Here is a 19,220-nt window from a genome sequence, read left to right as displayed (position 1 = left end):
AATCCCCCTAGCCTTCCCCAAGCTTTACAAACAATTTAGTAATGTTGGTCTTTGAAATCCTTCCTGTCACTTTGTATCCTTGTTTTCCATCACTTCCCACTACAGGCTCAACTACAGGAAGACTGTCTACTTCGTGCTCTATAATTTTAACAGCAGCATTATACACAGGCTCATCATCATAAGTTGTAACTATGTTAGGCATACGGGTCATAATTATTCCCACCGGGACCTTATAAATATCAGTGTTGCCTATTGCGATTTTTAAAAAGTCTTTTCTTGAAACAGCGCCGGTTAAAAATCCTCCATCCTGTACAAAAATTGTCCCGACATCTTTTAAAAAAAGTGTTACAATGGCATCATACACTGATGTACTTTCCTCTACCACTACAGGTAAAGACTTGATATCTTTTACTTTTATGCTCTTTATATAATCTTCTACTAAACTGAGGGGTGATTTTCCTGTATAAAAATATCCCACTTTTGGCCTCGCCTCTAAGATCCCGGACATAGTTAATATTGCCAAGTCCGGTCTTAAAGTCGCTCTTGTGACATTTAATTTCTCAGCTATTTGTTCCCCTGTAATGGGTTGATGTTTCTTGACAATGTCAATAATTATATGCTGGCGGTTTGTCAGTTGAATCTTTATCACCCCTTTAAAGTTTTTGACAATTTATACTTTCCTCTGTCGTTTCATAAACGTTTTCTATCGGTTTATCACTTTAGTATAATTATATCACAAGTTTATAAGATAACCAACTTTCTTTTTCGTTTCCTTCCTATTATATCACAAATTATTTCAACATAAAAAATCAAGGAAATCAGTTAAAAAGCCTGATTCCCTTAAAAATTTAACCTTTCTTCAAGATATTTCTCTACTTCTTCAATTTTTATTCTCACTTGCTCCATGGTATCTCTATCTCTTATGGTTACACAATGGTCATTTTCCGAATCAAAGTCATAAGTAATACAGAAAGGCGTGCCTATCTCATCCTGTCTTCTATACCTTTTACCTATGCTTCCTGTCTCATCGTAATCTACTACGAATTTATTTCTCAACTGGTCATAAAGCTTATAGGCATTTTCTGATAATTTCTTGGATAATGGAAGCACTGCTGCCTTAATGGGAGCAAGAGCAGGATGAAGCCTTAAAACCACTCTAGTTTCTCCATCTTCTAACTCTTCTTCTTCATAGGCATCTATTAAAAATGCCAACATTAACCTATCTACCCCAACAGAAGGCTCAATGCAATATGGTATGTACTTTTCTCCTGTTACAGGGTCCATATAAGACAGGTCAACTCCAGAATGTTCCATGTGTTGCCTTAAATCAAAATCTGTTCTATTAGCTATTCCCCACAATTCTCCCCATCCAAAGGGAAAATTATATTCTATGTCTGTGGTAGCAGTACTATAATGAGACAATTCTTCTTTTTTATGGTCTCTAAATCTTAAGTTTTCTTCTTTTAAGCCGAATTCTAAAAGCCAATCCATGCAATATTTTCTCCAGTAACTAAACCATTCCATATCTTCTCCCGGTTTACAGAAAAATTCTAATTCCATCTGTTCAAATTCTCTCGTTCTGAATATGAAATTACCAGGAGTAATTTCATTTCTAAAAGATTTACCAATTTGCCCTATTCCAAAAGGTATTTTCTTACGAGTTGTCCTTTGAACGTTTTTAAAGTTCACAAAAATTCCTTGTGCGGTTTCAGGTCGCAAATACACTTCTGATTTAGAATCTTCTGTAACACCTTGATAGGTTTTAAACATGAGATTAAACTTCCTAATATCGGTAAAATTATAGGCACCACATTTTGGACAGGGCACTTTATGCTCTTTTATAAATTCCATCAATTGTTCATTTGTCCAACCTTCAATAGAAATATTTAATTCCTTTTCTTTAATGTAGTCTTCAATCAATTGGTCAGCTCTAAATCTTGATTTGCACTCTTTACAGTCCATTAAAGGATCGCTAAAACTGCTAACGTGACCTGATGCAACCCACACTTCTGGATTCATCAAAATTGCAGTATCAATTCCTACGTTATAAGGACTTTGTTGAATAAATCTTTTCCACCACATCCTCTTAATATTGTTTTTAAGTTCTACTCCCAGAGGTCCATAATCCCAAGTATTAGCAAGTCCTCCATATATTTCAGAACCTGGAAAAACAAACCCTCTGTTTTTTGCAAGGGCAACTATTTTATCCATTGTGACTGCTTGTGACATTTAATAACACTCCTTTTTCTCTCGCAATTATACAAAAACCCTTCATCCCTTTTGGGAAGAAAGGTTTTTGAGGTTACTTATTTAAGAATACCAAAGAGACAAGTTTCTGTCAATCTTTTTTCTTTTCTTCTTTTAATACGGTTACGCTTTTATCATGTTTTTCAACTTCAATTGTGCAATTAGCTAAAAGCGCTACTGCCGCTCCCACTAACGTCAACTGAGGAATGATAACTGCAGAAATAGCACCTGCAGTTACAGGAATCTCCAAAAGAACTTTATCGTCTTTTTTTATTCTTATTTTTGTAACATTACCTTTTTTAATTAATTCTTTTATTTTTTCCATAACTTCTGAACCTGCGACTGTAAAGGTCTCAGTCCAACTTTTTCTATTCTCTTCTATATATATCAATGCGTCTACAACACTGCCACCTGACTTTTCTAATGCTTCTTTTGCTTCTTTATAACTTACTCCCATTCTCTCTACTATCATATCTATTTTTTCTAATTCTTCATCTAACACGTTAAACCCTCCTTTCACATATTTTGTAACTTGTCAATAAAATCTTTTGATTTAAACTCTATTTCAAGATGTTCTTTCATATAGGCTGTTATTATTTTATCCACTTCTTCTTTTATAACTCTTGAAACTTTAATATTTTGAAGCTTGTCATAATCTCCTTTAAGAAAATACTTTATAGCTTTTAATGTTACTTCATGTAATGGCTTGGCGTCAAAACATTTATTTTTGCAGTTTATACACACTGCACCCCCGCAGGAATTAGAAAAATATTTTAAATTCTCTCTTTTTCCACAGACAACACAATTATCAAGTTGAGGCATATATCCCAATAAAGAAACTAATTTTAAGTTATAAGAAGAAATAAAAATTAAAGGGTCTATTTGTAGCTCGTCAACTGCTTTTAAAGAATGTTTTAAAAACAGATACAGCCTCTCGCTTTTTTGATTTTCCTCTAAAATTTTGTTTATAGTTTCGGCAATATACGAAGCTACAGAAAATTTAGCTAAGTCTTTTTCTATATTTTTATGAGCTTCGATTAACTCCCATTGGTCAATATAGTAATAATTTTGCCCCTCAAAAATAACATAATTGGCAACAACAAAAAGCCTTATTGCATTCACAAATCGGCTCTTTGAGCGCCTTGCCCCTTTTGCCACTGCCTGAAGTTTACCATAGCTTTTAGTAAAAAGGGTGGCTATTTTGTCTGTTTCACCTATTAAATTGTTTTTTAATACTATTGCTTCTGTTTTTAACAAGCGCATTTTTTATCAACTCATTTTTAGTTTATTCCATTCCTCCACAATCTTAACACCTGCACTTGCCCCAATGCGATTAGCTCCTGCTTCAATCATCGCCTTAGCATCTTCAGCAGTTCTTACACCGCCAGAGGCTTTAACACCAAAGTTTTCACCAACTGCCTGTCTCATTAATTTTACATCCTCCACAGTGGCTCCACCTGGCCCAAAACCAGTAGAAGTCTTAACAAAATCAGCACCTGCTTCTTTTGTGATCTGACATGCTTTTACCTTTTCTTCATCAGTGAGATAGCAGGTTTCTAAAATTACTTTTACAACTATATCTCCATAGGATTTTACCGCTTTCACAACTTCTTCAATTTCTTTTTTTACATAGTCGTAATCTCCACTCTTCAACATGCTTATATTTAATACCATGTCAACTTCTGTCGCACCTTTTTTAACCGCTTCAACTGCTTCAAATACTTTGGTTTCGATAGTATTTGCACCTAATGGAAAACCTATCACTGTGCAAACTTTAACATCTGTATCTTTTAACATACTATAGGCAAGGTCTACAAAGCAGGGGTTTATGCAGACAGAAGCAAATCCATACTCTTTTGCCTCATTACAAAGCTTTTCTATCTCGCTTTTTGTCGCATTTGGTTTTAATAAAGTGTGGTCAATCATTTTTGCTATGTTCATAATATAACCTCCTTTTGTTTTCACTAAATACTTTACTATTCGTAAGTTTTCTTGTCAATGGCATATCCTAATTTTTTAAGTAACGTTGTATTGTCTCTCCACCCCTTCCTCGTCTTTACCCATAGGTCAAGAAAAACCTGTTTTCCATAAAATTCTTCTAAATCAAGTCGCGCACTTTGACCTATCTTTTTTAGCATTTGCCCATTTTTGCCTATAATAATTCCTTTGTGGGACTCTTTCTCACAGTAAATATATGCTTCAATGTCTATTATATCTTTATCTTCCCTCTCTTTAATAGATTCCACTTCCACATAAACACCGTGAGGTACTTCTTCCTCTAAAAAGTGTAACATCTTCTCTCGAATTATTTCTGCCACTATTAATTTTTCGGGCTGATCTGTTATATAATCATCCAAATAATATCTGGGGCCTTCTGGCAAAAGTGATACAATTTTTTCTTTTAACAAATCTATATTTTTATTTTCAATAGCAGAAATAGCTACTACATCTTTAAACTCATATTGCTCTTTAAAAATTTTTATAGTCTCTTCTACTCTTTTCTCAGGCACCAAATCTATTTTGTTGACTACAAGTATGACAGGTGTATCTACTTCTTTTAAATGTTCGATTATGTATCTATCTCCAGGTCCTATTTCCGTATCTGGTTCTATCATATACAAAATAAGGTCAACTTCCTTCAATGTTCTTTTAGCTACCTCAATCATAAATTCGCTTAATTTAGATTTAGGTTTATGAATGCCAGGAGTGTCAACAAAAATAACCTGGTATTCATCTGTTGTCAAAATCCCATGAATGGTATTTCGAGTAGTTTGGGGTTTGGGAGAAGTAATAGCAATCTTCTCTTGTAAAATTGCATTTAAAAGAGTAGATTTACCTACATTAGTTCTACCAACTAATGCTACAAAACCAGCTTTATGGCCCATATCATCACTCCTTATTTGATTATTTTAGACTTGTGCAAAATTCAAAAGCCTTCATTTAAGCCATTCTACAGACATACTTTTTTCCTATCACTCTTGAATTTTTTATCTTTTATGTAGGATTTCCCCTCCCATTTGTCGAATTATTATATATACCGCATGAAAATATTTTTTAAGGAGGGGGAAATCCTACATGTACCAGCTTCAATTACTTTTAAATATACCTGAACTCTTTACTTCTCTGTCTAAAATTGATTTCTATTCTTCTATGTTTAAAAATCTAGACTTGTCTTCAATACCTGAATTCCCTTCCTCTAGTCCTGGCCGTAAGGGTTATTCTCATCATGCAATGTTTAGAGCTTTTATTGTTATGAAAGCTGAAAGATTCGGTACAATTTCTGACCTTTTAGATTATCTCCGCAATAATCTTATCATTGCTCATCTTTGTGGCTTTAACATCCTTAAACCTCTTCCTTCTTATTGGACTTTCCGCCGTTTTATTAATGAGTTCTCTCATGATTATTTGACCTCTATCTTTCAAAATCAAGTCAATATCCTCAAAAATATGGGCATTATCTCTGGTGAGTTTATTTCCATGGACTCTACCCCTATTAAAGCTAACACTAAGTTAAATAACCCTAAGTCTTTTTCTAAAAATAAATTCTCTAAAGATAATCAGCCTAAGTCTGATAAGGATTGTAAATTAGGCGTTTATTCTGCTTCTAATGATTCTTCTAATAAACGTTATAAGTTTTATTGGGGCTATAAAAATCATATTATTGTTGATGCTATCTCTGGATTACCTATCGCTGAAACTACTACTCCCGCTGATGTCCCTGATTTTGAAGTTGCTTTGTCTTTACTTGAAAAGACTAATAAATGGTTTAACCTTAAGTATGTTAATTTTATTGCCGATAAGGGGTATGATGTTAAGAGAGTTTATAATTTTGTTAGAGATACTCTCCATGGTCATTGTTTTATTCCTCTTAACAAGCGTAATTCTAAAAGTCCCCCACTGACTGATGATGGTTATATGGTTTGTGAAGCAGGTATTAAAATGCTCAAAGACGGCAAGCAGTATTTTGATGGTTTTATTAAGCAAAAATTTGTTTGCAAGTTCTGTAATTCTAAAGATGACTCTGCCTGCCCTATAAAGCATCCTAAATATTTTAATGGCAAAAAGCATAGAGGCTGTACTAAGTATGCTATTATATCTTCTGATTATAGGTCTTCTATTAATAGAGACTCCCTATATTTTAAGGCTGTCTATAGACTAAGAGTAGAATCAGAAAGATATAATTCTCGATTTAAAGCTCTAGATTTTGAAAAGGCTTATGTTAGAAATATTAATTCTGTCAGCAACCTTAATACTTTTGGCCATATTACTTTGCTTACTGTCGCTATTGTAGCTATTAAACTGGGTAAATTTGATGAGTTTAAGTCTCTTGTTGCTTTAATGCAATCGGCTTAACTTTTGCTGAATTTAGCTCATGCCATTTTTTAACATTTGACTTCTACAGGATATTTATGCCCTTCTTTAGCTCCTCTTTTTGTCTTTTCTTTTCCCTTACCACTTCCTTTATGTTTGATTGTCAGTGTTGATTACTATATATTGTATGTCATACATATTTTGGTTTTTGTTCGTGATTATTTTAATTAATTTTGCACATCCCTAGATTATTTGAAAAATCAACACTGTAATCAATATCCCAAATAAACCTCCAAAAAATACCTGAGAAAAAGAGTGGATTTTACCTTCTACTCTGCTTTCAGCCACCATAAGAGCAAGTAAAAAACCTAAAGTGGCAATAAAAGCATTTGCTGTCATAAAAGTTATAGCTGTCGCAGTAGCAAAAGCAATAGCACTATGAGCGCTGGGCATTCCTCCCCTCATAGGAGTTCCTTCTTTAAAATGCACCTTTAAAATTACAGTCAAAAACACTACAACTAAAAGACTTATAACTGTGATATGAATGGGTGACTCTCTAAGCTTTAATAAAATTATTTTTGTCCAAGGATTTACTCTATCAAAAAATATTAAATAAGCTACAAGAATGGCATTTATCGCGGATATAAGAACTGCTCCTGCAGCTACATTTTTCGCAACCTTAGCCAAAGGATTATAATTTTTAACCATCATGTCAATTGTGGTTTCAATAGCCGTATTTATCATTTCAGAAATTAAAACTAAAGAAATTGTAAATAAAATTACCACAAATTCTACCCTGGAAAGGTCCAAAAAAAGGCAAAAGAATAATACCAATATTGCTATGGCAAAGTGAATCTTCATGTTTCTTTGGGTTTTAAAAGCATGTAAAATGCCATCTATCGCATAATTAAAGCTGTCAATTAAATTTCTCGATTTCACAAAATCACCGCCCAATATTAAGCCTTGCCATAACTTCCTCTTCTTTTTCCCTCATAATTTTTCTTTCTTCTTCAGTTTCATGGTCATAACCCAAAAGATGCAACATGCTGTGAGCTGTTAAATAAGCTACTTCTCTTTCAAAGGAATGCCCATATTCCATTGACTGCTCTAATGCTTTTTCTAAAGAAATAACTATATCTCCTATTGGCTGCACCTCTTCTGAATCTTCCTCTATTTCTTCAACCTCTGCATAAGTATCTTCAAACTCTGCTAAAGGAAATGACAAAACATCCGTCGGCTTATCTATACCTCTATAATATTTATTTAATTTTCTAATTTCCTCATTATCCACAAAAGACACACTTACTTCAACATTATCAATAACCTCTTCTACCTCTAATACTGTTTTTATAACTTTTTCCACCAATTCTTCCAAATTTATTGCATCAACTTTATCTTGTCTGTTGTCTATCAAAATGTTCATTCTAACACCTCTTTATTTTGATTTGGTTCAATATCAGGATACTCAATTCTTTTATGAAACATACCAGTTAAAGCAGTCAAAAAAGAATTTTTTATAGTTTTAATATCTTTTAAAGTTAAATCGCTATCTTCCAACTGACCATCATTTAATCTATCTGCGACGATTTTATCAATCATATTTTTTATATTTTCCTCAGTAGGTTCCGGGATAGATCTCACAGCTGCTTCTACAGAATCTGCCAACATCAAAATGGCAGACTCTTTGGTAGAAGGCTTTGGACCTGGATATCTGAAAGATTCTTCTTCGCAAGATTCCTCTTCATTCTGTAAAGCCTTAGTATAAAAGTATTTCACTAAGGAAGTACCATGGTGTTCTTTTATCAAATCGATGACTTGTTGAGGAAGTTTATACTTTTTAGCTAATTCTATACCATCTTTTACATGGGAAATTATTACTAATGTACTTAAATCAGGAGAAATTTTGTCATGCAAATTTTCTCCTGAAAGCTGGTTCTCTTTGAAAAAATAAGGTCTTTTAATTTTACCTATATCATGGTAATAAGCCCCCACTCTAACTAACAAACTGTTTGCTCCAATAGCATCAGAAGCAGCTTCTGCGAGATTTGCTACTACTATGCTGTGGTGATAAGTACCAGGAGCATCCATCATAAGTTTTTTAAGAAGCGGATTATTGGGATTTGATAGCTCTAAAAGTTTTAAAGGAGTTAAGATATCAAAAGCTGCTTCCCAAAAAGGCAAAGTACCAATAACCAAAATTATACTAAAAGTTCCACTGACAATTCCCCATAAACTACTTTTTAATACAGAAATTATATCATTGCTATTTAAAAGCCCTATTCCTACAATACTTACAAGATTTACCCCACTGACGTAAAGACCCGCTTTTACAAAATCTAAACGTTGCTTAGAATGAGAAAGTTTTACTGCACCAATCAATCCCCCTAGCAATGACATAAAAATAAATTCTTGGTTAAAACCCACCATTAAGCCTACTAAAAGAGAATAAATTATGTCAATCATAATAGCAATATAAGGATCTATTAAAACAGAAATTAGCATAGGCAAAGTAGCAGCAGGAATTAAAAGCGGTTCAATCTCTTTAAAGGCAACAGCTAATAAAAGATAAAAAATACCTGTTAAGCACAACAATTCAATGTACATTTTTTTTGTAGTAATCTTTTTGTCCAATTTTATAATATAATACACTGATAAAAAAAGTGACAAGCCTAAAATCAAAAATAAGCCTATTATCATTCCATAGTCAATCTTACTGCTACCTTTTAAGAGACCTAAAGATTTCAAAACCTCAATTTGTTGTTGTGTCACCACTTCTCCACTGACTACGATATTTTGTCCTTTTTTATACATAACCGGCTGTACTCTTTCCTCTGCTTCTTTTTTAGCAAGGTTTGTCTCATAGGCATTATATATCATATTAGGAACAATAACAGAAGATAAAATCTTAACGGCTACTGGTTTTACTTCTTCAGAAATATCAGAACTTTCTACAACACTCTTGGCATCGTTTAAAACAGTAGGCAAAGCATCTTCTGTAATCTGCCTTGCCATAATTGCTTTTTCTGTCGATAATACCACCGATTCCATGTTTATAAGGGTATTATCATCTATTTTTAAAAGCAAAGCCACGTCATTATCTTCTAGACCTATGGGACTTACAGCTTTAAAGTCCTGCAATTTCTTTTCTTCTGTTTCTGAAGATTTGCGTACATCTCTCAATTTATTAAAAAAATCAACCAGCTTAAGATAAGATTCTTTGGCAATATTTTCATTATAATCATATTTGGGATTTACCGCATTTACTGCTTCCTCTATTTTCTTTTGAGTAGCAACTACATCTACTACATCTTTAGGAGCTTTTATGTCTTGAGTAGCTACGTCCCCAGCTTTTAAGTCAAATTTTGGAGGCGTTACACTAGTATAAACTAAGGCATAGGAAGAAACAAAATAAAAAATAACAAAAAAAATGATTATCAATTGCTCATTTTTAATTATATTTTTTATATGTTTGTCCAGTTTTTTCATGGATTATTCCCCTCGCTCTGGGATTTCTGATTTGTTTTCCTCCATGTTCTTCTCATAAATTTCATAAGCTTTTATGATTTTAGCTACAAGAGGATGCCTTATCACATCTTCTTCAGAAAGCATTACAAACTCTATACCTTCTATTCCTTTTAATATCTCCATAACCTCTTTTAGTCCGGATTTTTTACCTCTTGGCAAATCTATTTGAGTAACGTCACCAGTTATAACTGCTTTAGAACCAAAACCTATACGGGTTAAAAACATTTTCATCTGCTCAGGAGTGGTGTTTTGAGCTTCATCAAGTATTATAAAAGAATCGTCCAAAGTTCTACCTCTCATATAAGCTAGGGGTGCTACCTCAATTAAGCCTTTCTCCATGTATTTTTGGAAAACTTCTGCTCCTAAAATGTCGTAAAGCGCATCATATAAAGGTCTTAAATAAGGATCAACTTTTTCTTGCAAATCTCCTGGCAGAAAACCCAACTTTTCTCCTGCTTCAACAGCCGGCCTTGTTAAAATTATACGACCTACTTCTTTATTTTTCATTGCGGTAATAGCCATTGCCATAGCCAAATAGGTCTTGCCCGTACCGGCAGGTCCTATTCCAAATACAATCTGATTTTTTCTTATAGCTTCTACATACCTCATTTGCCCATAAGTTTTGCACCTTATCTGTTTGCCTCTAGCTGTTATACAAACAATATCAGACATTAAAGACTTTAGTTTTTCTTCTTCTCCTGCCTCAATCATATTCATAGTATACAAAACATTTTGAGTAGTAATCACATCTCCCTTTTCAATCATTCCCATCAATTTGTTAAAAAGTTTATTAGCAGATTCCACGTTTTTTTCTTCCCCCGTTATCTTAATAATTCCTCCTCTTAACACTATCTTGACATCTAATCCCTCTTCTATTAACTTAATATTTTCATCAAAGTTGCCAAACAAATTGGCAGCTTGCTCCATATCCTCAATATTAATAGCTAACTCCTTAATCAATGTTCCCCTCCTATATAAGAAATTTTTTCTTTCATTCCTATTTCCTCTAAAACCTCTGCAGTAATATTGGCTCTTAATATTTTATCTTGTATAATCACATAACTTTCTTTTTTATTTACTATCTTACTTTGAGGGCCTAAAACCTTCTCCAACTCCTTTAGTGCTTTTTCAAAAGCAATATTTTTTGCTTCTTCTTTAGATAAAACAATAGTTTTAGGTTTGGTTTCATAGTATACTTCTTTTATTATTCTAACTGGAAAATTTTTTGATATTATCTCTTTTTCCTCTTTTTCAAAATTCTTAAAGTCTACTTTTTTAGGCGATATAGTTATAGTATTATTGCCAAATATTATTTTTGTAACAGTTATTTTGTTGTTTGTCCTCTCAAAGACTTCTTTTTTGAGTTCGGCGTCAGCATAAACTTCATACCATGTCCTCCCAATAATTTGGCCATCAGCATGTACAAATCTTGTCTCTAGTCCTGGCTTTTCAATTATCCCTGTAACAATTATATCTCCCGCTTTTACTGTGTCTCCAACTTTTTTTACCGCTTCCCCTTCTAAAACCGTCATCTTATAAATTATACCATCTTTTTTAGCTATTATATTGCATGGTTCATCTTTTGACAATACCTCTTGAGGTTTTGTTTTACCTACAACTTTTACAAAAGCATTAGTACCCTTTATATTTATTCCTATCCACGATATATCATTATTTTGTAATAAAAATTCTGTCTCTATTTTATTAACATCTATAGTAAATTTAGAAACTCCTGGCTTTAATCCTAAGTGTGAAAGCTTTTCTAAAACTACTTTTTCATTTACATTGTTGACGGTCTCTATATTAATTTCCCATATAAAAGTAGAAAATGCATAAATCAGTATAAGAGAAATTGCTGCCCCTAAAACCAATGATTTTCTTCTTTTTAATCGAGAAATTACAAAAGGCAACCCTCTTTTAGAAATCACTGAAACACGACAATTAGTTTTTTTCGCAAAAGACACTATTTCTTTAAAACCCTTTAAACTTACTTTTGCGACTATAGTAGTATAATTCTTACGCTCAATATCCCAAATATAGACATCATTTACCATTATGAGATTTAAAAATTTTTCAATTGACAAACCTTCAATCTTAATAATAACATATCCTTTTAAAAAATTCCATAATTTTATTGCAACCAAAAATACTCCTCCTATACCATTATTTCTATATTCATTATTTCGCCACTAATCGTTATAATCTCTGTCATTATAGAATTTACAATCATGTTTTTACCTAATATTCTAACAACTCCAATTGTCGTATTTACCCTAATCCTTTCAGGAATATACTCAATAATTCCCTTGTGGTTTTCAATAGTAACATGGGTTTTCCCTATCAAAGTTATTTTAGGGAGATTAAGCAGTACCTCTTTTGGAAAGTCTATTGCATTTACAAGTTCGTTTTTTATCCCATCTTTCATACTGTAACCTCCCTTCTCTTAAAATTTTATGAGGAAGAAATTAAAAAAATTCTCTTGCTTTTTTAGGCAATTAGACCTTTTGAGTAACTAGAAAATGTATTATAATGAAAGTAATAAAATAAATATTTCTGTTGCTGTAAATTATTTTTTGGGGGGATTTGCCTTGGAGAAAATAGTAATAATTTTTACTGGTGGAACTATATCCATGAAAAATGACCCGAATTTAAATGCTGCCATACCCTCTTTATCAGGAAATGACATACTAAAATTGGTTCCCAGCATAAAAGAAATTGCCCAAATTGAAATAATCCAATTTGGTAATTTTCCAAGTCCTTACTTTACTCACGAGCTATTAATAAATTTGAGACGAGAAGTTGAAAACGTAATCATTAAACAACAAGTAAAAGGAGTCGTCATTACTCACGGTACAGACACCATAGAAGAAACAGCATACTTTTTAGACTTAACTATAAATTCCGAAAAACCAATAATCTTGACTGGAGCCATGAAAAATTCTTCTGAAGTTGGATACGACGGTCCCAGCAACTTAATTGCTTCTGTAATTACTGCTTCCTCAGAAAAAGCCAAAAACAAAGGAGTGTTAGTAGTTTTCAATAACGAAATACATGCTGCACGAGATGTCACAAAAACTCATACTTCAAGTATTGACACCTTTAAAAGCCTTGAAACAGGTCCAATAGGTGTTGTAGATAATAACAGAGCGTATTTTTATAGGAACATTGAGGCAAGAGATTATATACCAGTAGACCATTTAGAGCCAAGAGTCAGTCTTTTAAAAGTTGCCTTTGGTATGGACGATAAAATTATCAGATTCCTTGTTGACAGTGGAGAAAAAGGAATAGTAATAGAAGGAACAGGAAGGGGAAATGTACCTCCAAAATTGGCTGAGGGTATAGAATATGCTATATCAAAGGGAGTAATTGTAGTGTTAGTTTCAAGATGTCCTATGGGAAGAGTTGATGCCTCTTACGGTTATAAAGGTGGCGGAAAGCATCTTGAGTCCTTAGGGGTAATCTTTGGAGGTAATCTCTCAGGGCAAAAAGCTCGTATAAAACTCATGGCAGCTCTTGCTTATTCTAATAATTACAATGAAATCAAAAAATTGTTTAAAGAAGAAAGGACTTGATACCTAATAGCATCAAGTCCTTTGTTTACTGTAGATACTTGTTTACCATGTCTTTAACAAGGTTGCCATCTGCTCTCCCTTTTACGATTGGCATTACCTTTCCCATCACTTTTCCTATATCGCTTTTAGTTTTAGCACCAGCTTCTTCGATAGCTTTTTTTACTATTTCCTCTATTTCCTCTTCGGATAGCTGCTTCGGTAAATAAGAAAGCATAATCTCAATTTCTTTTCTGGCTTTATCCACTAAGTCTTGCCTTCCACTTTTCTCGTAATCCGGCAACACTTCTTTTCTTTGCTTTATCTCCTTAGAAATTACATTGATGACCCCTTCATCGTCTAATTCTTTTTGAGTATCTTTTTCAACTTGGAGAATAGCTGCTCTTACCATACTTAAAATATTCTTTTTAAAATTATCTTTGTTTTTCATAGCTTCTACCATATCTTTGTATATTCGCTCTTTTAGGGTCATGGCAAGCACTTCCTTTATTTATTATATTTATATTTTCTTTTTCTTGCTGCTTCGGATTTTTTCTTACGTTTTACACTGGGACTTTCGTAATGTTCTCTTTTGCGAAGCTCTGATAAAACGCCTGCTTTGGAACATTGGCGCCTAAATCTTCTCAGAGCGTTGTCCAATGATTCATTTTCGCCGACTCTTACTTCAGACACTACTCTCCCTCCCTCCAGATAAACTGCTCAAACTAAGCTGCGTATTTTGCTGCGATGTCCTGCTGGAAACTCTCATTTTATTATACTCCTAAAACCATAATGTGTCAATGATTAACCTGGTGGCCAAGTCATAAATCTACCGCCTAAAAGATGAAAATGTATGTGATATACCGTTTGTCCCCCGTCATTTCCACAGTTTGATATAATTCTATAACCTTTTTCGTCAATGCCCTCTTTTTTTGCCAATTCTTTTGCCACCATATAAGCATGAGATACTAAATGTTTGTTATCCTCATTTAAATCTAACAATGTCGGTATATGTTCTTTGGGTACAATGAGGATATGTACAGGTGCCTGCGGGTTAATATCCCGAAATGCTACTACTAAATCATCTTCATAGACTATATTGGAAGGTATCTCTTTATTTATAATTTTACAAAAAATGCAATCTGCCATCTTTTCACCTCCTCTTTTTATATTCTACAAATCTCTTTAAATTCCTTCAATTTCTCCAATTAATAAATTATCTTTTATTTCTTTTATTTTCACTGTGAAAATCTCATTTCTAAGTAACTTTCTATCTCCTTTAACAGCTACACTTAAATAATTATCAGTCAAGCCTTCCACATAACCCTCCATATTCTTTACCGGTTGTTCAAAGAGGACTTCCAAAGTTTTCCCTATAAAACTCTCCATAAATTTATATTCACACCTATTAGACAATTCTATGAGCTTTTTACTCCTATCTTCTTTTATATGATTTGCAACTTGATTTGGAAAGTTGTATGCTCTTGTACCTTTTCTCCTTGAATATTTAAAAACATGCATTTTGCTAAAACAAATCTCTTCCACAAATTTGTAAGTCTTGAGAAACTCCTCTCCCGTTTCACCAGGAAATCCCACCATAACATCTGTAGTTATTGCCACATCCTTGATGTATTCTCTTAACCTATCAATTACACTTTTGTACTCCTTTGTAGTATATCTTCTTCCCATTCTTTTTAAGGTTTCATCACATCCACTTTGAAGGGATACATGATAATGCCTGCACATCTTAGGCAAGTTAGCTATTTCTTTCACAAACTCTTCAGTTAAAAAAGTAGGCTCAATAGAACTAAGTCTTATCCTTTTTATGCCATCTATTTCGTGAATCATCTTTATAATGTCCAAAAGCCCAATATTTTTTAAATCTTTGCCATAGGAAGCTATGTGTATACCTGTGAGAACAATTTCTTTATACCCTGAATCAGCAAACCTTTTTACTTCATCTAGTACTTTTTTGGGGTCTCTACTTCTCACAGGTCCCCTGGCGTAAGGGATTATGCAGTAAGTACAGTATTGATTGCAGCCGTCTTGAATCTTTATATATGCCCTTGTCCTTTCTGTATAAGCTGTTACTCCAAATTCCTCATATTCCTTTTGAGTCATTATATTATTTACCACACTCAACTTTTGATTTTTTTGTGTAAATTCCTCTACTAATTCCACTATTTTGTCCTTATTTTTCGTACCAATCGCTATGTCCACTTCCGGAAGAGAAAAAGCTTCCTCTGGACTTACTTGCACATAGCAACCAGCAGCTACTACCAGCGCATCAGGATTTTTCTTTCTAGCTTTTCGTATCTCCTGCCTTGACTTCATATCACTTCTATTTGTTACAGTACAGGTATTTATTACGTAAACATCCGCTTTTTCATTAAAATCAACTACTTCATAACCAGCTTTTTTAAAAAGCTCAGCCATGACTTCTGTCTCATATTGATTTACCTTACACCCCAAAGTATAAAAAGCAACAGTTTTTTTATGACCATATCTTTCATAAAATTCCTCATTACTAAGAGTTAAATCTACTTTTGCCACTTTAAAAATGCTCCTCCTATTAAATCTCTTTTTTTCATATTATATCACATATTATAACATGCTATTGTACACAAAAAAACATGCCCCGAAGGGCATTAGAAAATATCTTTTTATTCTTTGTTATAATTTACCCCATATCTCCTAATTCATACATTACTATTGAACAAACTGCGATGGCTGCTGTCTCAGTTCGCAAAATCCTGGGGCCTAAGCTTACAGGCTTAATACTTTTGTTTAAGGCTAATTCAATTTCCTCTTGAGAAAAACCTCCTTCAGGGCCTATAAAAATTCCAATTTTTTTACGCCTTTTGCCTTTTTAAGCACCTCTTTTAATTTTGAAGTTTGTTCCTTTTCATATGGAATTATGCATAGATTAAACTTATCAACCTGATTTATAGCCTCTTCAAAGGAAATAGGCATACAAATTTCGGGCACCCCAGTTCTGCCCGATTGTTTACAAGCTTCTTCACTAATTTTTCTCCACCTAGCAATTTTTTTATTTATATTGCTTTTAGTTATGTCTACAACCGTATAACGAGTCACAACTGGGATAAATTTTTTAACTCCAATTTCTGCACATTTTTGAATAATCAATTCCATTTTATCTGACTTAGGCAAGCCTTGAAATAATGAAATTTCTAAGGCACTCTCTGTATTTGATTCTAATTCTCTTTCTAAAAATAAAATAAGCTTGTCTTTTTTTATCTCTTCAATGCGAGCAGCATATTCTTTTAATCCATCCGATGCAACAATTTCATTTCCTCTTTTAAGCCTTAAGACATTTACCAGATGATGAAAGTCTTCTCCTTCTATATAGACAAATTCTCCTTTAATATTTTGCCTATCAATAAAAATTTTTCTCATAAGCTCTCACTTTTTCCTTGATAATATTGCACACCATTCTCCTTCTTCTCTAATTTGCAACACTTCAAAAAATTCTTCAACTTTTTGCAAAACTTCTTCTTTTCTACTTTTTATTATACCACTAGCTAAAAATAAGCCCTCTTCTTTTAAGTATTTAGGAGCCTCTGCCGACAACTTAATTATCACATCAGCAATTATATTTGCCACTATAATATCCGCTTTTCCTCTAAATTCGCCTAATAAATCACTTTTAAATACTTTTACATTTTGTAAGTTATTTAATTCTATATTTTGTCGGGCTACTTCCACGGAAGCTTCGTCTATATCTGCCGCATAAACTTCCTTTGCTCCTAATTTGCTACTAGCAATACTAAGTATACCTGAACCACAACCTACATCAAAAACTATCCTTTCTGGTATCACAATCTCCTCTAAAAATTCCAGACACATCTTTGTAGTCTCATGGGTGCCTGTGCCAAAAGCCATTCCGGGGTCTAATTCGATAATTATCTCTTCTTCTTGAGATACATATTCTTCCCAAGAAGGCTTAATCACTATTTTCTTCCCTATTTTTAAAGGCTTATAGTACTGTTTCCAATTGCTTGCCCAGTCCGCTTCATCTACTTCTGAGACTTTTAAGTCAAAATTGCCTATATCAACTCCAAAAGATTTAAGTTCTACAATTCTATCTTTTAAAATATTTATTCTATCTATAGTATCTGAAGCAATAGGAAAATAGGCAAAAACCTTAATATTTCCCTCTTCTTCAAAAAGAGAAGGGTCAAAGTAATCCCAATTATCACTTTGCGCCAACAGTTTTACATCATTAGGGTTTTTTATAACTACACCGCCAGCCCCTAATTCGTGCATGATATTTGACACAGCCTCTTCTGCCTCTTGTGAAGTTGTCACTTGTACTTCAATCCATTTCATTCTTTTCCACACCTTTACTCAAATTTATTATCCGCCAAAAGCGTCCTTCATCCTTTGAAAAAATGATTTTGATTCTGTCGTAGTATTTCCTTCTAATTTTTTTAATTCTCTTAGCAATTCTTTTTGCTTTTCTGTCAATTTTTTAGGCACATCAATATAAACCTCTACAATTTGGTCTCCGCGTCCTCTTCCATTTATGTGAGGAATCCCTTTTCCCCTTAACCTAAACTTAGTCCCTGTCTGGGTCCCTTCTGGTATTGTAAAGCTAACTGTTCCATCCAGCGTAGGAATTTTTATTTCTCCACCTAAAGCTGCATCAGCAAAACTTATGGGCATTTTCAAATGTACATTGTATCCTTCTCTTGTAAATAACTCGTGGGGTTTTACGTGAATTACAATATACAGGTCTCCCCTTGGACCTCCTCTTAAGCCTGGCTCTCCTTCTCCTCTTAAGGTAAGCATTTGTCCTTCGTCTATTCCCGCTGGTATAGTAACTTTAATTTTTCTCCTCCTCCTAATTTTACCTGTGCCACCGCATTTGTTGCAAGGGTCAGTAATAATTTTTCCTTCACCATGGCACTTAGGGCAAGTTCTTATATTTACAATTCTTCCAAAAGGAGTATTCTGTGCAGTTCTCACTTCACCAGTTCCATGACATACAGGACAAGTCTCTGGTTTACTACCCGGCTTGGCCCCTGTTCCTTTACACGTATCACACTCTTCAAATCGTTCAACCTCTATTTCTTTTTCTGCCCCAAAAGCAGCTTCTTCAAAAGTTAAAGTAAGGTCATATCTTATGTCATTACCCTTTTGAGGGCCTGTTTCTGCTCTTCTCCTGCCAGTACCAAAGAAATCATTAAAAATATCGCCAAATATATCGCCAAATCCTCCAAAGCCTCCAAAATCAAAACCGCCCTCTCCAAAACCTCCTTGACCAAATCCACCTTGGCCAAAACCGCCTTGCTCAAAGGCTGCGTCTCCAAATTGGTCATATTGAGCTCTTTTTTGAGGGTCGGAGAGAATTTCGTAAGCTTCGTTTATTTCTTTAAATTTTTGCTCTGCTTCTTTATCTCCTGGGTTCAAGTCAGGATGATATTTCTTAGCAAGCCGTCTATAAGCCTTTTTTATTTCCTCTTCTGTGGCATTTCTATCTACTCCTAATATTTCATATAAATCTTTTTTAGCCACTTTCTCACCTGCCTTTCATTACGTAAATTAGAACCAGGTAAAACCTGGTTC

The 19,220-nt window shown here is 33.7% G+C and carries 20 protein-coding genes and 1 pseudogene; 2 read left to right on the top strand and 19 right to left on the bottom strand.

What is annotated here, in order from left to right; translation table 11 throughout:
- Positions 1–7: 7 nt before the first annotated feature.
- From ccpN to era, 6 genes are all read right to left on the bottom strand, one after another.
- Positions 8–649: a transcriptional regulator CcpN gene (ccpN, locus tag THEWI_RS05275; RefSeq protein ID WP_003867910.1), complete on the bottom strand. Its 642-nt coding sequence runs from the start codon at positions 647–649 to the stop codon at positions 8–10.
- Between the two features lie 191 nt (positions 650–840).
- Entirely contained in the window at positions 841–2,229 is a 1,389-nt protein-coding gene (locus THEWI_RS05270; protein ID WP_014062700.1) for a glycine--tRNA ligase, read from the bottom strand.
- Positions 2,230–2,338: 109 nt separating this feature from the next.
- Complete coding sequence (locus tag THEWI_RS05265; protein ID WP_003869500.1) at positions 2,339–2,749, bottom strand: DUF4342 domain-containing protein; 411 nt, start codon at positions 2,747–2,749, stop codon at positions 2,339–2,341.
- 14 nt (positions 2,750–2,763) lie between these two features.
- Positions 2,764–3,510 (bottom strand): DNA repair protein RecO, encoded by a 747-nt coding sequence (gene recO / locus THEWI_RS05260; RefSeq protein ID WP_014062699.1) that lies wholly within the window; start codon positions 3,508–3,510, stop codon positions 2,764–2,766.
- 6 nt (positions 3,511–3,516) lie between these two features.
- Positions 3,517–4,188, bottom strand: a complete 672-nt coding sequence (gene deoC, locus THEWI_RS05255; protein ID WP_003869502.1) for a deoxyribose-phosphate aldolase — start codon at positions 4,186–4,188, stop codon at positions 3,517–3,519.
- Positions 4,189–4,223: 35 nt separating this feature from the next.
- Positions 4,224–5,132 (bottom strand): GTPase Era, encoded by a 909-nt coding sequence (gene era / locus THEWI_RS05250; RefSeq protein ID WP_014062698.1) that lies wholly within the window; start codon positions 5,130–5,132, stop codon positions 4,224–4,226.
- 190 nt (positions 5,133–5,322) lie between these two features.
- Between era and THEWI_RS05245 the strand changes: the two genes are divergently transcribed.
- Complete coding sequence (locus THEWI_RS05245) at positions 5,323–6,600, top strand: transposase (protein ID WP_014062090.1); 1,278 nt, start codon at positions 5,323–5,325, stop codon at positions 6,598–6,600.
- 201 nt (positions 6,601–6,801) lie between these two features.
- Here the strand turns inward: THEWI_RS05245 and THEWI_RS05240 are convergent, their stop codons facing one another.
- Genes THEWI_RS05240 through yqfC form a run of 6 tightly spaced genes read right to left on the bottom strand, consistent with a single transcriptional unit; the run spans position 6,802 to position 12,508 of the window.
- Positions 6,802–7,497, bottom strand: coding sequence for a diacylglycerol kinase (locus THEWI_RS05240; protein ID WP_014062697.1), 696 nt, complete (start codon positions 7,495–7,497; stop codon positions 6,802–6,804).
- 4 nt (positions 7,498–7,501) lie between these two features.
- Positions 7,502–7,981 carry an rRNA maturation RNase YbeY gene (ybeY, locus tag THEWI_RS05235; RefSeq protein WP_006570541.1) on the bottom strand — a complete coding sequence of 160 codons (480 nt, stop codon included), beginning with the start codon at positions 7,979–7,981 and terminating at the stop codon, positions 7,502–7,504.
- On the bottom strand, positions 7,978–10,044 hold the full coding sequence (locus THEWI_RS05230; RefSeq protein WP_004403820.1) for an HD family phosphohydrolase: 2,067 nt from the start codon (positions 10,042–10,044) through the stop codon (positions 7,978–7,980). Before THEWI_RS05230 ends, ybeY begins: the two co-directional genes overlap by 4 nt.
- Before the next feature lie 3 nt (positions 10,045–10,047).
- A complete protein-coding gene (locus THEWI_RS05225) occupies positions 10,048–11,043 on the bottom strand; it encodes a PhoH family protein (protein WP_003869507.1) in 996 nt (331 codons plus the stop codon).
- Positions 11,040–12,227, bottom strand: a complete 1,188-nt coding sequence (yqfD, locus tag THEWI_RS05220; RefSeq protein ID WP_014062696.1) for a sporulation protein YqfD — start codon at positions 12,225–12,227, stop codon at positions 11,040–11,042. The genes THEWI_RS05225 and yqfD overlap by 4 nt, the downstream gene beginning before the upstream one ends.
- An 11-nt stretch (positions 12,228–12,238) precedes the next feature.
- Positions 12,239–12,508: a sporulation protein YqfC gene (yqfC, locus tag THEWI_RS05215; protein ID WP_003869509.1), complete on the bottom strand. Its 270-nt coding sequence runs from the start codon at positions 12,506–12,508 to the stop codon at positions 12,239–12,241.
- A gap of 94 nt (positions 12,509–12,602) precedes the next feature.
- Here yqfC and THEWI_RS05210 point away from each other — a divergent pair, with 94 nt between their 5' ends.
- Complete coding sequence (locus THEWI_RS05210) at positions 12,603–13,655, top strand: asparaginase (RefSeq protein ID WP_014062695.1); 1,053 nt, start codon at positions 12,603–12,605, stop codon at positions 13,653–13,655.
- Between the two features lie 25 nt (positions 13,656–13,680).
- Here THEWI_RS05210 and THEWI_RS05205 read toward each other — a convergent pair whose 3' ends face one another.
- The 7 genes and pseudogenes from THEWI_RS05205 to dnaJ form a co-directional block, all read right to left on the bottom strand.
- Entirely contained in the window at positions 13,681–14,124 is a 444-nt protein-coding gene (locus THEWI_RS05205) for a GatB/YqeY domain-containing protein (protein ID WP_014062694.1), read from the bottom strand.
- A 14-nt stretch (positions 14,125–14,138) separates the two neighbouring features.
- A complete protein-coding gene (rpsU, locus tag THEWI_RS05200; RefSeq protein WP_003869512.1) occupies positions 14,139–14,324 on the bottom strand; it encodes a 30S ribosomal protein S21 in 186 nt (61 codons plus the stop codon).
- 111 nt (positions 14,325–14,435) lie between these two features.
- Positions 14,436–14,780 carry a histidine triad nucleotide-binding protein gene (locus tag THEWI_RS05195; RefSeq protein ID WP_006570544.1) on the bottom strand — a complete coding sequence of 115 codons (345 nt, stop codon included), beginning with the start codon at positions 14,778–14,780 and terminating at the stop codon, positions 14,436–14,438.
- A gap of 36 nt (positions 14,781–14,816) precedes the next feature.
- The gene (gene mtaB / locus THEWI_RS05190; protein ID WP_014062693.1) at positions 14,817–16,184 is read right to left on the bottom strand and encodes a tRNA (N(6)-L-threonylcarbamoyladenosine(37)-C(2))-methylthiotransferase MtaB; all 1,368 of its coding nucleotides are present in this window, start codon (positions 16,182–16,184) and stop codon (positions 14,817–14,819) included.
- A 127-nt stretch (positions 16,185–16,311) separates the two neighbouring features.
- Positions 16,312–17,048: pseudogene (locus tag THEWI_RS05185) on the bottom strand (16S rRNA (uracil(1498)-N(3))-methyltransferase).
- Positions 17,049–17,054: 6 nt separating this feature from the next.
- Positions 17,055–17,981, bottom strand: a complete 927-nt coding sequence (prmA, locus tag THEWI_RS05180; protein WP_014062691.1) for a 50S ribosomal protein L11 methyltransferase — start codon at positions 17,979–17,981, stop codon at positions 17,055–17,057.
- Positions 17,982–18,008: 27 nt separating this feature from the next.
- A complete protein-coding gene (gene dnaJ / locus THEWI_RS05175) occupies positions 18,009–19,169 on the bottom strand; it encodes a molecular chaperone DnaJ (protein WP_003869517.1) in 1,161 nt (386 codons plus the stop codon).
- Between the last annotated feature and the right edge of the window lie 51 nt (positions 19,170–19,220).

Origin of the sequence: Thermoanaerobacter wiegelii Rt8.B1, assembly GCF_000147695.2 — a bacterium.
Taxonomy (GTDB): Bacteria; Bacillota; Thermoanaerobacteria; order Thermoanaerobacterales; family Thermoanaerobacteraceae; genus Thermoanaerobacter; species Thermoanaerobacter ethanolicus.
Note: the sequence above shows the minus strand (reverse complement) of the source record. Positions and strands in the feature narration are given on the sequence as shown.

Excerpts from the sequence above, each read along its gene's own strand:
- era (WP_014062698.1), bottom strand. The coding sequence starts at position 5,132 with ATGGGCCATAAAGCTGGTTTTGTAGCATTAGTTGGTAGAACTAATGTA.
- THEWI_RS05210 (WP_014062695.1), top strand. The coding sequence starts at position 12,603 with ATGTATTATAATGAAAGTAATAAAATAAATATTTCTGTTGCTGTAAAT.
- THEWI_RS05270 (WP_014062700.1), bottom strand. The coding sequence starts at position 2,229 with ATGTCACAAGCAGTCACAATGGATAAAATAGTTGCCCTTGCAAAAAAC.
- THEWI_RS05230 (WP_004403820.1), bottom strand. The coding sequence starts at position 10,044 with ATGAAAAAACTGGACAAACATATAAAAAATATAATTAAAAATGAGCAA.
- recO (WP_014062699.1), bottom strand. The coding sequence starts at position 3,510 with ATGCGCTTGTTAAAAACAGAAGCAATAGTATTAAAAAACAATTTAATA.
- ybeY (WP_006570541.1), bottom strand. The coding sequence starts at position 7,981 with ATGAACATTTTGATAGACAACAGACAAGATAAAGTTGATGCAATAAAT.
- THEWI_RS05245 (WP_014062090.1), top strand. The coding sequence starts at position 5,323 with ATGTACCAGCTTCAATTACTTTTAAATATACCTGAACTCTTTACTTCT.
- THEWI_RS05205 (WP_014062694.1), bottom strand. The coding sequence starts at position 14,124 with ATGACCCTAAAAGAGCGAATATACAAAGATATGGTAGAAGCTATGAAA.
- THEWI_RS05195 (WP_006570544.1), bottom strand. The coding sequence starts at position 14,780 with ATGGCAGATTGCATTTTTTGTAAAATTATAAATAAAGAGATACCTTCC.
- prmA (WP_014062691.1), bottom strand. The coding sequence starts at position 17,981 with ATGAAATGGATTGAAGTACAAGTGACAACTTCACAAGAGGCAGAAGAG.
- deoC (WP_003869502.1), bottom strand. The coding sequence starts at position 4,188 with ATGAACATAGCAAAAATGATTGACCACACTTTATTAAAACCAAATGCG.
- yqfC (WP_003869509.1), bottom strand. The coding sequence starts at position 12,508 with ATGAAAGATGGGATAAAAAACGAACTTGTAAATGCAATAGACTTTCCA.